The 14,123-nt window shown below is 38.0% G+C and carries 11 protein-coding genes; 1 reads left to right on the top strand and 10 read right to left on the bottom strand.

Translation table 11 applies throughout. From position 1 onward, the window contains the following. Positions 1–5: 5 nt before the first annotated feature. Positions 6–398 (top strand): bacillithiol system redox-active protein YtxJ, encoded by a 393-nt coding sequence (gene ytxJ, locus ABVM49_RS11510; RefSeq protein WP_405202031.1) that lies wholly within the window; start codon positions 6–8, stop codon positions 396–398. Here the strand turns inward: ytxJ and ABVM49_RS11515 are convergent. The 10 genes from ABVM49_RS11515 to ABVM49_RS11560 form a co-directional block, all read right to left on the bottom strand. Beyond that, complete coding sequence (locus ABVM49_RS11515; protein WP_405202032.1) at positions 395–544, bottom strand: SsrA-binding protein; 150 nt, start codon at positions 542–544, stop codon at positions 395–397. The genes ytxJ and ABVM49_RS11515 overlap by 4 nt on opposite strands. 325 nt (positions 545–869) lie before the next feature. Next, positions 870–995, bottom strand: a complete 126-nt coding sequence (locus ABVM49_RS11520) for a hypothetical protein (RefSeq protein WP_262485470.1) — start codon at positions 993–995, stop codon at positions 870–872. Positions 996–1,397: 402 nt separating this feature from the next. Further along, on the bottom strand, positions 1,398–3,692 hold the full coding sequence (locus ABVM49_RS11525; protein ID WP_405202034.1) for a M56 family metallopeptidase: 2,295 nt from the start codon (positions 3,690–3,692) through the stop codon (positions 1,398–1,400). A gap of 4 nt (positions 3,693–3,696) precedes the next feature. After that, positions 3,697–4,050, bottom strand: coding sequence for a BlaI/MecI/CopY family transcriptional regulator (locus tag ABVM49_RS11530; RefSeq protein WP_405202035.1), 354 nt, complete (start codon positions 4,048–4,050; stop codon positions 3,697–3,699). A 216-nt stretch (positions 4,051–4,266) separates the two neighbouring features. Further along, positions 4,267–5,535, bottom strand: a complete 1,269-nt coding sequence (locus tag ABVM49_RS11535) for an amidohydrolase (protein ID WP_405202037.1) — start codon at positions 5,533–5,535, stop codon at positions 4,267–4,269. A gap of 147 nt (positions 5,536–5,682) precedes the next feature. Further along, positions 5,683–7,131 carry a RagB/SusD family nutrient uptake outer membrane protein gene (locus ABVM49_RS11540; RefSeq protein ID WP_405202038.1) on the bottom strand — a complete coding sequence of 483 codons (1,449 nt, stop codon included), beginning with the start codon at positions 7,129–7,131 and terminating at the stop codon, positions 5,683–5,685. A 19-nt stretch (positions 7,132–7,150) separates the two neighbouring features. Continuing rightward, complete coding sequence (locus ABVM49_RS11545; RefSeq protein WP_405202040.1) at positions 7,151–10,141, bottom strand: SusC/RagA family TonB-linked outer membrane protein; 2,991 nt, start codon at positions 10,139–10,141, stop codon at positions 7,151–7,153. 350 nt (positions 10,142–10,491) lie between these two features. Further along, positions 10,492–11,772 carry an amidohydrolase gene (locus tag ABVM49_RS11550; RefSeq protein ID WP_405202041.1) on the bottom strand — a complete coding sequence of 427 codons (1,281 nt, stop codon included), beginning with the start codon at positions 11,770–11,772 and terminating at the stop codon, positions 10,492–10,494. A gap of 48 nt (positions 11,773–11,820) precedes the next feature. Next, positions 11,821–13,209, bottom strand: a complete 1,389-nt coding sequence (locus ABVM49_RS11555) for a M28 family peptidase (protein WP_405202042.1) — start codon at positions 13,207–13,209, stop codon at positions 11,821–11,823. A gap of 114 nt (positions 13,210–13,323) precedes the next feature. After that, the gene (locus tag ABVM49_RS11560) at positions 13,324–14,118 is read right to left on the bottom strand and encodes a sugar-binding protein (RefSeq protein ID WP_405202043.1); all 795 of its coding nucleotides are present in this window, start codon (positions 14,116–14,118) and stop codon (positions 13,324–13,326) included. Positions 14,119–14,123 lie beyond the last annotated feature (5 nt).

The following is a 14,123-nucleotide window of genomic DNA, read 5'->3' on the forward strand; positions in this document are numbered from 1 at the left end:
GAAGAATGGGAATATTTAATTCGATTTTTGGAGGAGATAAAGAACCTCAAGAGGAAAAAACACCAATGCCGTGGAAACAACTTACCACTCTCGAGCAACTGGATCAAATTGCAAAAGATTCTGAAACCAAGCCACAGGCGATATTTAAGCATTCTACAACTTGCGGTATAAGCCGTATGGCAATACGCCAGCTAGAGGCACAATATAATATAGATCCAAACCAGCTGGATATCTATTACTTAGATCTTAAGGCGTACAGAGAAGTATCTAATGAGGTGGGATATAAATTTCAGGTAATGCACCAGAGCCCGCAGATTATATTGATTAAGAATGGAACCGCTGTGTATTCTGACAGCCACGGAGCGATAAGCGCACAAGCACTTGCCGAAAAAATTTAACCTAACGCTCTTTTTGTAACCCACGTTCTATAGCCTATAATGGCAAGCTGAAACTTTGTGGCTTGTGTAAGGTCAAGACCACGTTTAGAATACGATGGTAAGATTGCTTTATTGAGTTTTGCTAGTGTTTTATAGAAAGTAGACATCTAGACAAAGATATATAAATTAGAAAGCCGTAACGCAATGCGTTACGGCTTTATTAGTTGGCTAATTCTGCTACAGGTTATAATAGTTAAATACAACTATATACGTGTGCTTTTATGCGGTCCTTATGCGTCTAGCAGTTGGGATGCTAGATGCGGCAGGAGGCGCAGGATATATTATCCTATAAGTATTTCTAAAATGGTAATGATTACTTGTGTCATAATGAATGGGTTTGGATTGAAAATGATTATTTAAAAAATTGATTGATGAATGAAAATTGATTGATGAATGTGATTAATTGATGAATGTGATTGATGATTACTATTATTACTTACCTAGTTGTAAAAAGGTAGTTACAATGTAAGAGATGCTAAGGCTTACCATAAAGATGGTATATAGACCTAATACTTTGTTTGTTTTTACTTGTTTCTGAGTGTGGACTGGCGTTTTCATAATAGTGAGATTTTGATTAGTAATTGTATCGTTGTTTGTTATTGATGAAGCAAAGAAGTCACCTTGAGCTCGATAAAACAAATAGAAAAGAAGTTTTTAATGAAATTAACAGCAATATTGTAACTAAAAAAACAACAATACTTTATATGTGTAATGCAACTATCTCCGATTGTGTTGGTAACTGTAACCTGTGCTGATTGATATTGCCGTATCTGTTAGTTTTGTAGAGGGTTTTTGACCTCTTTTGAAAATCTGTAGAGGAAAAAGGGCTATAAATACGCTTAAAATGGTGTTTTCATCATTTTTGTCCAGTTTTTTACAAGAGACTCTTGTAAAAAACAGCACATAAAAAAAGTCCACTTTCTGATGGAAAGTGGACTTAAATACTAATTGAGGATATATTTAATAGGTGGTATCTATCTGAATTACTCCGTTCTTTCCTTTTTTTCCATAAAGCTTAATTGCTTTCTCACCTTTATATACAGTAACACTCTTAATAAATGTAGGATCTAAGGCATCTATCATTTCTTTAGAAGCCTCTTTATCATTTATGTAATAGATTGCTTTATCAAGCCCACCACGTTTTATCATATCTTCTTCACGAGATAATGTTTTATTTTTCTTAAGCTTTACCCTTTTTAATTTAATTTCCTCACGCTGCTCTTTCATTTGCATTTTCATACTATCACGTCTAGCCATTATGTACTGGCGCATAGAGTCGCTTTGTGTACGGCCTTGCAGTTTTCTACGTTCATCCATACGAGCGCGTAGTTCTTGCTTACGAAGCTCCATACCGGCGCGTAGGCTATCTCTATTGCTCAATAAAGCCTTACGACGTTCTTCCATCTGAGCTCTCAAATTGTCATATGAAGCTTTTGAACCTTTATTCATATTTACATTACCCATACCTGTAAAACCATTTTCATCCTTATAGATGTAAATATCATTAATAGGGTTAGGTGTTTGTAAGGTATAGTTCTTATTATTACCCTTATCATCTATGAGATTAATTACAATACTTGTAATCTCTTGACTCTTATTTCTTTTAATACCACTCACCTTGAGAGTAGCGTTGTGCTTTTCTCTCATTACTTTACTGAGCGCATCAATCTCATTGTCTGTTGTGTTTTTAGTAATGATATAGTTATAAGTTTCTTGTACTATACGCGATACTACTCGTGAGGTGTCTGCTTTTAGACTGCTGTGTACAATGAGCGCACCGTCTTGTGCAATAGTTCCGTAGGCTTTGATAGCTTGAGCAGGAGGTAAGCTTGTGATACTATCACCTGTGACTCTTTTCTCTTTTTCTTGTCCCAGTACAACGTTATTATTCACAACTATTACGGGATTAGGACCTAGTGCATCCTTTGTCATATTATTTTCTTGAGCTGCTGTTTTTTCTGTATTTACAGCAAGCTTCTCATCTGTGATGATTGTTTTATCTGGAGTGATGTTTATAAATGTGCCATCTTTTTGCTCCATTACAACAATCTCCTTTTCAGTATTAATCATTAGGCTATAGCCTTCCCAAGAGGTATTTTCTTTTGCATTAAAAGAGAATTTATTGGTAAAAGCCTCTTGGTTTTCAAACTTCGCTTGTAGAAAGAAACCAGTAAGCGTGTTTTTCGCATTGAATTTTCTTTTGTCAAACTTAATGGCTACGTTCTCCCAGTGGTTTGATACATAGTCTTCTATTCGATCTAGTTTTGCCGGAGTGGTATTGCTATCTATAAAGAAAACATCTCTACCTTGATTTGTATAGGTGGTGTCTTTTTCCGCTTTCGCGAAAGCGGTATTATCCTCCTCCACATAATTAGTCACTTCTTTTACATTAAAAGAGTACATAAAGAGCGCAAGCACGGGAATGATAAGTGATAACCTCCAAAGATTGTTTTTGTGGGATTGTGGTGTATTGATCATAACGATTCGTTTTTTGATAAATGATTGATAAAATTGATTAGTAAGTGCTGGGGCAAATGAGGGGGATGAGACCTGTACCAGCGTGCGTTGATATTGTTTTGGATTCTTAATTTCTTGTATAGCTTGGTGATCTGCTAGGTATTCTAGATTTTGCTCAAGACTGTTTTTATACAACCAGGCAAAGGGGTTACACCATTGTACCACAAGCGTTATTTGAGATAAGAGCATATCTAGAGAGTGCCTTTGTTGTGCGTGCACTTTTTCGTGAGCGATAATCATCTCTAGTTCTTCTTTAGTGTGAAGCGCAGGATTGTAAACAATTTTTGAAAAGAAAGAAAACGGACTTATCGCTCTTGTAACCGCTACAAATATATAGTGCCCTTTTGTGCTGCGACTGCCAGATGCAATGAGCTGTCTTAAGGATATGTATTGCGCACAAAGCCTAAAGAGCATTATACAGATACCTATTATATATATTATTACAAGTACTTGCCACCAGTTTATAGCTTGTTCTATAGGTTGCGATGCTACAGCGATGGGTGCTGTACTTACTGAGCTTTTATCCAGAGCGGGCATCACAAGCGGTTGTGAGGGTATAATCACCTCAATCTCACGTGTAAATTCTATAAAAGGAAGGGTAATAGCAGCAATGATACCGGCTATAAAGTAATGCCTTTTTGCGGTAAACAAGGTGTTTTTATAAAGTACGGTTAGGTAGATTACATAGAAGAGCCCGAGTATAGAGGCACTTTTTGCAAGGAGTATGAGCGTTTCCATAAGCTTATTTTTTTTCTATGATTGCTAGTATCTCCCTAAGCTCATTTGCAGAGATCTTTTCTTCTTTGGCAAAAAAGGAAACCATATTCTTATACGAGTTACCAAAATACTTTTGAGTAGTCGTCTCCATAAACTCCTTACGATATGATTCTAAAGACACAGTAGGGAAGTACTGGTGTGTTTTTCCAAAGGCTTGGTACCCTACATATCCTTTATCTGCCAGATTCCTTATAATGGTAGAAACTGTATTGTAATGATTGCCTTCTGGTAATGCGGCTACGACCTCTTTTACAAAGGCGCGCTCAAGCTTCCATAAAGCGTGCATAACCTGTTCTTCTTTATTTGTGAGTTTATCCATAAGAAACAATTTTTATAATAGCGCTTTGTAAGCGATTGTATACGAATGATTTGATTGATGATTCAAACATACAACGAAAAATATAGTTAAACAACTATTTTTATAGTTATATAACGAATTTTATAGTTTATGAGGAATTTGTGTATAAAAAAACCGTAAATAACTTATAGCTATTTACGGTCTAATGTATAACAATGTATGATACTAGAGTAGGGGTTATTGCCCTAGATAGTCTTGTGTCATTTGTACAAACGTTTTTACACCTAGTAGCATCCCGCTTTCATCTATATAAAAATCTGGTGTGTGGTGTGGAAACGCCTCTGTGGTACCTGGAGTTTTACCTCCTAAGAAGAAATAAAGCCCAGGAACTTCTTTCTGAAAGAATGAAAAATCTTCTGCCCCGGTAATTGCTTTTATTACGTGTACGTTTTCTTTGCCAGCCGCCTTCTCTAGTGATGGTAACATTTGAGCGGTTAGGTCTTCATCATTATATGTAATAGGATACCCTTCTGGTATGGTAATAGTCGCTTCTGTACGGTATGCAGCTGCTATTGCTGGCACCATTTCCTTCATCCGGTTATTAATATAGGTTTGCATATCATAATCTAGTGTACGTAATGTACCTACTATATGTGTTTCTTCTGGTATAATATTACTACGTACTCCCGCATTAATTTTACCTATAGATAATACTGCAGCCTCGTCTGTGAGAGGGATTTCACGAGATATGATGGTTTGTAAACCATCTATAATCTTTACGGCAGCCATAATAGGGTCACGACTAGTCCACGGGGTTGAGCCGTGGCTTTGTTTTCCTTTTATATGTATCTCAAAGCTCTGTGAAGCGGCCATAATTCCGCCAGGTTTATAGGCTATGGTATTTACATCTTGCCCAGACCCTATGTGAAGGCCAAAAATGGCATCTACATCTGGGTTTTTAAGCACATTTTCTTTTACCATAAGCTCTGCACCACCTTCTTCGCCCGGAGGAGCACCTTCTTCGGCTGGTTGAAAGATGAATTTTACGGTTCCTGCAAAGTCATTATTTTTTGCAAGTATCTCTGCCACGCCCATAAGGATTGCGATGTGTGTATCGTGACCACAGGCGTGCATTACAGGCACTGCCTCACCACGATATTCTCCCATTGCTTCAGATTTAAACGATAAATCTGCACGTTCTTTTACAGGTAACCCATCTATATCTGCTCGTAGTGCGAGTACTTTTCCTTTCCGCTTTCCTTCTAGTATACCTACAACTCCAGTTTTGGCAACACCGGTTTGTACCTTCATCCCTAAGGATTTGAGGTGTGTGGCTATTTTTTCGGCAGTTTTAAACTCTCTGTTTCCTAGTTCTGGATTTTGATGAAAGTCACGACGCCACTCTATGACCTTAGATTCTATATCATTAATTTGTTGCTCTAGATTGTTTTGCGCTTTCGCGAAAGCGAATACCAAAAAGGCTACTGCTGCGAGTTTTAGTTTCATAAGTATGATTTGCTGTTTTATGTGGTTAATGTACAAATGATTTATGAAATGCTACAGTTTTATAAAATGATAGTTATTGAAAATAGAGCAAAAAAAATCCCTAGTGGCTAGCTAGGGATTTAATACATCTAGTGGAATCTAAATGATTTAGTATCCTGGATTTTGTTCAAGTTGAGATAGCTCAATCTCTCTATTCGGGATAGGGAAGATTGTTTTATCTGCTCCAAATGCGCTCTCCACTTCGTTAGGCATTCCTGCTCTTCTTAAGTCAAGACCATTTCTTAACAAGTCCATTCTACGTTGCCCTTCAAAGGCAAGTTCTTTACGACGCTCGTTTAAGATATCATCAAGTGTTACAGCAGTAAGTGCTACAAGACCTGCACGTGCTCTAAGTAGGTTGATATCTGTAAGAGGATCTGCTCCTATAGATGAACCGTTTCTTAAGTTAGCCTCGGCTCTTGTAAGGTATGCTTCTGTAATTCTAAGTACTGGTGCGTTATCTGCATTGTTTACTCCGTCAGGAAACTTTGCAGTAAATACACGTGCGTTACCTGGTGCAGATGTACCTATCTGAATAAGATCTGTGTATCTAGCATCTGGTACTGGGTTTCCTTCATCATCAAGAAGTGGGTTTCCATCTTCATCAATTTGGAATTCTTCAAGGTATGCAGCAATTAAGTTATCTGTAAATGGTGCATCACCACGACCTGTAGGAGCTGGGTTAGTAAGACCTGAGAATCCTTCTCCTGAGTCTTGTCCATCTGCAGATGTGTTTACTAATGTAAATAAGTGCTCTGGAGACTGGTCATTGTAAAACTCATAATTCTCCGCTAGTTGGAAAGAACTGTTTATCGCATCGTTAGATAGGCTAGCAGCTTCTTCAAAACGCTCTTGATATAAGTACAGACGTGCTAGTAACTGCTGTGCAGCTGCTTGCGTTGCTCTTGAGTTATCACTATTTGTAAGTGCAGGAATTGCATCTACAAGGTCAATCTCAATCTGTGTGTGCACTTCATTAAGTGTTGCTCTTTTTGGGAATAATTCCTCATCTGTAGCCGTACTAGGATTAACTGGGTTAACTACTAATGGCACAGCTAGGTTTGTACCTCCACCTACTTGAAGTGGTTGAGCAAAAAGATCTGCAAGCTTAAAGTATACTAGGGCTCTCATAAATTTTGCTTGCGCAACAATGTTTGCTCTATCTTCTTCAAGAAAAGTCTCATCTGCAATTTCTGGTACAAAAGCAATTACTCTGTTTGCAGCATTAATTACTTCATAACTATCATCATAAATACCCTGTATAGAAGTATTTGTAGATCTTGTGTCATACGTTCTAATGTCATTAAATGTTGGGAAAGACCCTACAAAATCAACATTATCAGACTGCCATTCTGTAGCTAGGGCAGAAGTACCGTTAAGTACATCATCTTGCTGTGCAAGACTGTAAACCCCTACTAGTGCACCGTTTGCACCTGCTTCACTAGAGAATACTTGCTCAGGAGACTGATCGTCTTCTGGCAGTATGTCTAAATCGTCCTCACAAGAGTAGAACCCTACGCTCAAAAGGAAAATAAGTGTGTATTTAAAAATTTTCATATTGTTATTTGGTTTTATATTATAATTGGATCGTTGCTCCAAAGATGAAAGACTTTGATTGTGGTGGAGTAAAGAAAGTTTCTCCTTGTCCTAAAGCAGCACTTGTATCTGTTACCTCTGGATCAATACCTTCTAAGTCGCTTCCTTTTATAGTAATAAGGTTTGTTGCTGTAGCATATAACCTTATGTTTTTAACGTGTTTAGTCTTATCTAATACAGACTTAGGAATTGTGTATCCTAACGTTACATTCTTAAATCTTAAGAAAGAACCATCTCTTAACTGAGCAGTAGATCTCTGTGCAAACGTGTTAAAAGTTGGGCTATCAAAAGCAGGTACAAAAGCATTGTCACCTGGTTGTTGCCATACATTTAATAAAGCAGCTCTGTTGTTAAACGATCCAGAAGCAGCGTTATCTGTAAAACGTAATCCGTCTACATAGATATCGTTACCAACACTAAAGTTAGTCAAGACGTTTAAGTCAAAGTTTTTGTATTTGAACGTGTTTGTAAGTCCTCCTACAAAGTCTGGGTTTGCATCTCCTGCAATAACTCTATCTGTAGATGGGTTAGGATTTGTAGTTGCATTACCATCTGCGTCTAGCCACTCTGCATCACCAGTTTGTGGGTTTACACCTTTGTAACGTACTAAGTAGAATGTGTTAATAGACTCACCTACGATTGCTCTTTGAGAAGCAGATCCAGCTATAAACTCTCTTCCTTCTGTATCAATAGATGCTCCAGGTAAAGAGATTACTTCATTTGTATTGAAACCTATGTTAAGCGTTGTTGTCCATTTAAAATCACCGTCTCTAAAGTTATTAGAAGTAAGGCTAACGTCAAAACCTCTGTTTTCAATCTCACCTACGTTACGAGCAATGGTATTATTTGTACCTGCTGCAGTAGAGATAGGAAGTGGAAGGTTTAAGATAAGGTCATCTGTTCTCTTCTTGTAATAATCAACACTAAAAGAAATTCTGTTGTTAAAAAGATCTCCTGCTAGTCCTATATCAAAAGCTTTAGAACGTTCCCATTTTAAATCTGGGTTTGGTGCAGAAACAGGAGCAAGACCAGCTTGATCATTGTACTGTCCAAAAGTACCACCACTGTAAAGTGCTAGTGACTGGAAGTTACCTATACGGTCGTTACCTGTTGTACCGAAACTTGCTCTAAGTTTAAGGTTATTAATCCAAGAACTATCTTCTAAGAATTTTTCTTCAGAAAGGTTCCAAGCACCACCTAGTGCGAAGAATGTACCAAAACGGTTATCTGCTCCAAAACGAGATGATCCATCACGACGTAAAGAACCTTCAAGAACATATTTACTATCATAAGCATAGTTTACACGTGCAAAGTAACCTACAAGGCTGTTTGCTGTAGCACTAGATGTAGTAGTAGTCTTTTGTGCAGCAGACTCGATGTTTAAACTAGAATCACTAGCAAAACCTGTACCTGCAACAGCAATAGTTCTAATTGTATTCTCTTCATAAGAGATACCTGCTACTGCTCCTAAATCGTGCTTATCTCCAAATGTAGTATCGTAGTTAAGCGTGTTTGTTAAGATATAACGGTTGTCTTGTGCATAAAAGTTAGATCCTGTTCCTCCTGGTGAGTTAAGCTCAAAAGAACGTTGTTGCTCTTCTACAAGAACTCTATCAATACCAAAACGAGAGTTGAAAGTCAATCCTTCAAATAAAGAAACCTTTGCAGATACGTTACCTGTTGTTCTTGTAACATCTGAATCGTTGATATCTAGCGACTCAATTGCAATTGTGTTTGCAATAAATCCAGTGTTTACTAGGTTTCCATTCTCATCTCTAGGTTGTACCCAAGGACGTATTAAATAAGCAGAAGTAAGTGGAGCAAACGTACTGTTTTCTGCACCTACACGGTCAAACTCATTTCTTGTAACCCCTATGTTTGCACCTATTTCTAACCAATCTGTTGCAGTGTGGTTAATGTTTAAACGACCAGCACGTCTTTTTAAATCATTACCAATGATGAATCCTTCTTCATCTTTAAAGTTTGTGCTTATGTAGAAAGAAGTTTTCTCACTACCACCACTTACAGATGCGTCTATATTGTTTGAGATTCCTGTTCTTGTAACACCATCTACCCAGTTAAATCCACCTTGAGGAAGATCTGCAACGTTGTCTATACCAAAGTAGTTTGCATCTACAGCATATTGTCTAAACTCATCTGCATTCATCATATCAAATGTGTCTGTAGACTCACTGATTCCAGTACTAACGTTCAAAGTAACCGTAGTTTGTCCTCCTTTAGAACCAGATTTTGTAGTTACAATTACAACACCGTTAGATCCACGAGAACCGTAGATAGCCGTTGCCGAAGCATCTTTTAATACAGAGATAGACTCAATATCATTTGGGTTGATGTTTGCCAGTGGGTTAAGACCTTGGTTTGCACCTTGGTTAGATGTAAGGTCTGTATCGTTAAGTGGTACACCATCTACAACAAATAGTGGTCTAGACCCAGACGATACTGAAGCGACACCTCTAATCTTAATAGTAGGAGCTGCTCCAAGTACACCAGAAGACTGTACTACTTGTACACCTGCTGCTTGACCTTGTAGTAACTCTTGTGGTGAGTTTGCCGGGATATCTTTAATAGCATCCTGACCAACTACAGATACAGATTGAACATTTTTCTTTTTTGTTTGTGAACCAAAAGCTACAATAACGACCTCATCCAGCGCATTATCTTCTTCTAGCGTCACATTAATAATAGTCTGATTTCCTACAGGAATAGAAACTTCTTTAAAGCCTACATAGCTAAAAGTTAATACATCTGTTGATGATGCTTCTATAGAGAAGTTTCCATCAAAATCAGTTTGGGTACCCGTAGTTGTACCTTGAATTAAAACACTGGCTCCTGGTAGCGGGCCATTCTGTTCCTTCACCGTACCTGTTATTGTTTTTTGGGCTAAAGTGACTTGCGCCATAAAACCTAAAAGAACCAAAAACAGATACTTTTTGATAATAGTTTTTTTCATGTATGTATGTTTTTAATGATGCGATAAAATTATTCAATTAGGGTAATCGTTAAGAATGCCATATCACAATTAACCTAAGTTTATCATAAATTTAAGAATTCGCATTTTGTGTTAAAATTTCCTACAAAAATCCTTTAACATTTATAACTATTTGAAAATCCATTAAGTAGGAATTTTCTTAACATTTTAAGCGTCGAGTTTTAATAAATGTTTAACTAAAAATGGTCTTAAAGTTTACCTTAAGGTAACATTGATGTTAACATTTGTTTATGATAATTATATCTTAATAAAAACCAAAAAAGCGCCTCTTCACAAGGAAGAGACGCTCTATAAATCGTGTTTTGTTTAGCTTATTTCGAAAGGTAGTCTACAGTAAGTTGACTAAGGGCTTTTACACCTAGCTGAAATCCGCTTTCATCTATAAAGAAATCTGGAGTGTGATGCGGGAATGCTTCTTTATTTCCAGGAGTCATTCCGCCTAAAAAGAAGTAAAATCCAGGCACTTTTTCTTGAAAGAAAGAGAAATCTTCACCACCAGTAACTGCCTTCTGTAATTGTACATTTTCGGCACCGCTTACTTGTTGAAGTGTTGGTAATGATTGCGCCGTAAGATCCAGGTCATTATAGGTTACCACGGTCATATTTTGCCATTCAATTTCTGCCTCACCACCGTAAGCCTTTGCAATGTCGCGTGCCATCTCATTCATACGTCTTATGATTTTTTCACGCATATCTGGATCAAGCGTACGAACAGTACCTATCATTTCTGCACTTTCTGGTATTATATTAAAACGTAATCCAGAAGTTATCTTACCCACAGTTATTACCGCAGCTTCTTCTGTTAAGTTACTCTCACGAGAGATAATACTTTGAAAACCGTCTATAATTTGAGCAGAGATAAGAATAGGATCTACACCAGACCACGGCTGGCTACCGTGTGATTGCTTTCCTTTTACTTTTACAACAAAGCGCTCTGTTGCGGCCATAGTGCCTCCTGGTTTATATCGTATAGTTCCCACGGGTGTAGCGCTATTAATATGTAACCCAAAAATAGCATCTACCTGAGGATTTTGTAATACGCCTTCTTTCACCATAAGTTTTGCACCTCCTTCTTCACCTGGTGGTGGTCCCTCTTCTGCAGGTTGAAAGACAAACTTTACAGAACCTTTTATTTTATCCTTATTCTTAGCCAGTACTTCTGCAACACCCATAAGTATAGCCGTGTGAGTATCGTGACCACAAGCGTGCATTACACCAGTTTCGGCACCTAGGAATGTGGTAGTTACATTAGATTTAAAAGGAAGGTCATTACGTTCTGTAACTGGTAATGCATCTATATCTGCTCGCAGTGCAACCACTTTACCTGGTAAGTCTCCTTTTAAAAGTCCTACCACACCAGTCTTTGCAACACCGGTTTGTACTTCTATACCTAGTGATTTTAAATGTTTAGCTATTTTTTCGGCGGTTTTAAACTCTCTGTTTCCTAGTTCAGGGTTTTGATGAAAGTCTCTGCGCCATTCTATTACTCTATCTTTTACTGCAGCGATGTCTTGATCAAAAGAGGTTTGCGCTTTCGCGAAAGCGGAAACTAAAATAGTCCCTACAATACATAAGGTTTTTGTGTATTTCATATAGTTGTTATTAAGCAGACTCACATTTTGAGTCCATATGGTATTAGGTTAATCTCTTATAATAGTGCTAGGAAATGCTACTGGACTCTCGTGACCATCTTTACCTACAGCAGCGACTCCAAAGAAAAAGTTATCTATCACAATACCTTTAAGAGTGGCACTTGTACCATTTGCGATAAGTCTTGAGTTATCCCAAGTAGGAGAGGTAGTGTCTCTCCAGTACACTTTATAAGCTACTGCGCCCTCTACGGCATCCCACTGTAAACGTGCATTTGCCTCAACAATACCACCTATACCTACGTTACTAGGAGTAGGAGGTGCCCAGGCGATGCTTGCAAGGTTTATGGCATTTACGGCTGTAAGTTTTGCATTATATGGAAAGTTTACGTGCTCAAATGTATCTCCATAATTTATTCCATTTTCTGTACGTATGTCTTGGTGTTGCTGTGTATAATTTTCGTGTGCTTCCATTATACGTATTCCAGCAAAACCAGCGTCGTTAAAAGGTCTGTGGTGACCACCACGACCAAAACGGTCTAGTCTATAAATCATCATAGGGTTCATCTCTGGCATATAAGTCTTTGTGGTTTTGTAAATAAAACGAGCTAGTTGTCTTGATATACCATCTACCTCACCGCCATAAAAACGTCGTGCGTTGCGCTGTCTCTCTGTCTCAGTAGGAGGGACCGGCTCAGAAAATATTCTAAAGGTTCTATTATCTATCACTCCATCTACACCTTCTATATTACCTATCATATCATTGTTCATAATACCTATTATCTCCCAGCCTTGCTCTTTTGCGTAAGCTGCGAGCCCTTTTCCGCCAAAGAGTCCTTGCTCTTCTCCAGAGAGGCCTACATATATGATACTGTTTTCAAAAGTATATTTTGATAATACTCTTGCCGCCTCTAGTGTACCAGCCATACCGCTCGCATTATCATTTGCGCCAGGTGCGTCATCTGTATAATTTGTAGGATCAGAAATTCTACTATCTATATCACCGCTCATTAGTATGTAACGGTTAGGGTACTTGCTACCTTTCTGTACAGCAACAACATTTACTACCTCTACATCCTTTACAATACGAGGGTTTGTACCTTTTTTTACTAAATCACTCTGGTAAAAAACATCTAGACAGTTATTACAAGCTTGAGATGTTTTTTCAAACTCACTTTTAATCCATCTTCTAGCGGCGCCTATGCCGCGAGTGTTTGAAACGGTATCACTTAAAGTATGCCTTGTTCCAAAATCTGCAAGTTTTTTTACATCTGCCCGTAATCTGTCTTCAGATACGGCATCTATGATATCATAAATTCTTGTATCTGTTTGCGCTACACTTGTACCTATAGAAAGGCAAAATGTAAAAGCGGTAAGTACAGAAGTAGTGATGAGTTGTTTTGGATTTGGAATGTGTAGGGTGGGTAAATTTTTTAACATTGATATAAAGTATAAATTTTTGTTTTAAAGATAGTAAAGAATGTGTTGATGTGTAGACCGCTTTCGCGAAAGCGTGTATATAAAACTTACAGCTCAACCGAAGCAACTCAAGATTTACTCCACGAGCTCAATAGTGCCAAAAATACCTGCGTCTATCCAACCTCTGTTTTTATCTTTACCTGGCACGGCTACAGAGCCTATAAAGTTCTCTCGCTCTTCACTTGCATCATTATCACAATAGGCAAGGGCAAAGCCCATTTTTTTATTAGGTGCTAGTATTTTTTGCTCGTTCACACCGCCATCTTTATAAGTAGCGTCATAAATAGTCATCTTACATTCCCACAGCATCGTATTTTCTCCTAAAGTTGTAGTTTTAGATTGTACGTGGCTATTGTATAATGTAGGTATTTTACCTGGAGCAACATCTACCACATTACCGTCTAGAGCTACGTGATATGCAAAGGCATTGTGGGTAAACTGGTGACCACCACCAGAGTTGTCTTCATCTATAAAAATCTCTAGGCAGTCATCATCCCACCATAGGGTGAGTGGGTCTTTTTCTTTATCATAAATTACGTCATCTGTAATTTCTGCAAGTATATATAAGGCCTCTGGAGTCCAAGCAAGTTTGTAACGACCAGCGAAATCTTGTGCAGAATAATCATCTCCCAGCCATTTTTGATCTAATTGTTGCCAGCTCACACTTTTCCATATGGGATCATCTGCCTTTCCGTCCAGCTCTGGCGCAATAGTGGCTTTTTGAACTTGTCGTAACTGGTGATCTATCTTCTTATTAGGTATCTCGCTTGTATCTTCAACAAGGTCTGAAGATGGGGATGCAGTTGTTGTAGAATCTTTACAGCTCGATAATGCGAGTGTGAGTAAACAGATGACTAGTAGGTGTTTCATTAATA

The sequence above is a fragment of the Dokdonia sp. LLG6352-1 genome, assembly GCF_045055815.1.
GTDB classification, from domain to species: Bacteria; Bacteroidota; Bacteroidia; order Flavobacteriales; family Flavobacteriaceae; genus Dokdonia; species Dokdonia donghaensis.

Bases quoted from the DNA above. Each gene is read 5' to 3' on its own strand.
- ABVM49_RS11515 (WP_405202032.1), bottom strand. From the start codon at position 544: ATGTCTACTTTCTATAAAACACTAGCAAAACTCAATAAAGCAATCTTA.
- ABVM49_RS11520 (WP_262485470.1), bottom strand. From the start codon at position 995: ATGAAAACGCCAGTCCACACTCAGAAACAAGTAAAAACAAACAAAGTA.
- ytxJ (WP_405202031.1), top strand. From the start codon at position 6: ATGGGAATATTTAATTCGATTTTTGGAGGAGATAAAGAACCTCAAGAG.
- ABVM49_RS11550 (WP_405202041.1), bottom strand. From the start codon at position 11,772: ATGAAATACACAAAAACCTTATGTATTGTAGGGACTATTTTAGTTTCC.
- ABVM49_RS11560 (WP_405202043.1), bottom strand. From the start codon at position 14,118: ATGAAACACCTACTAGTCATCTGTTTACTCACACTCGCATTATCGAGC.
- ABVM49_RS11535 (WP_405202037.1), bottom strand. From the start codon at position 5,535: ATGAAACTAAAACTCGCAGCAGTAGCCTTTTTGGTATTCGCTTTCGCG.
- ABVM49_RS11555 (WP_405202042.1), bottom strand. From the start codon at position 13,209: ATGTTAAAAAATTTACCCACCCTACACATTCCAAATCCAAAACAACTC.
- ABVM49_RS11545 (WP_405202040.1), bottom strand. From the start codon at position 10,141: ATGAAAAAAACTATTATCAAAAAGTATCTGTTTTTGGTTCTTTTAGGT.
- ABVM49_RS11540 (WP_405202038.1), bottom strand. From the start codon at position 7,131: ATGAAAATTTTTAAATACACACTTATTTTCCTTTTGAGCGTAGGGTTC.
- ABVM49_RS11525 (WP_405202034.1), bottom strand. From the start codon at position 3,692: ATGGAAACGCTCATACTCCTTGCAAAAAGTGCCTCTATACTCGGGCTC.
- ABVM49_RS11530 (WP_405202035.1), bottom strand. From the start codon at position 4,050: ATGGATAAACTCACAAATAAAGAAGAACAGGTTATGCACGCTTTATGG.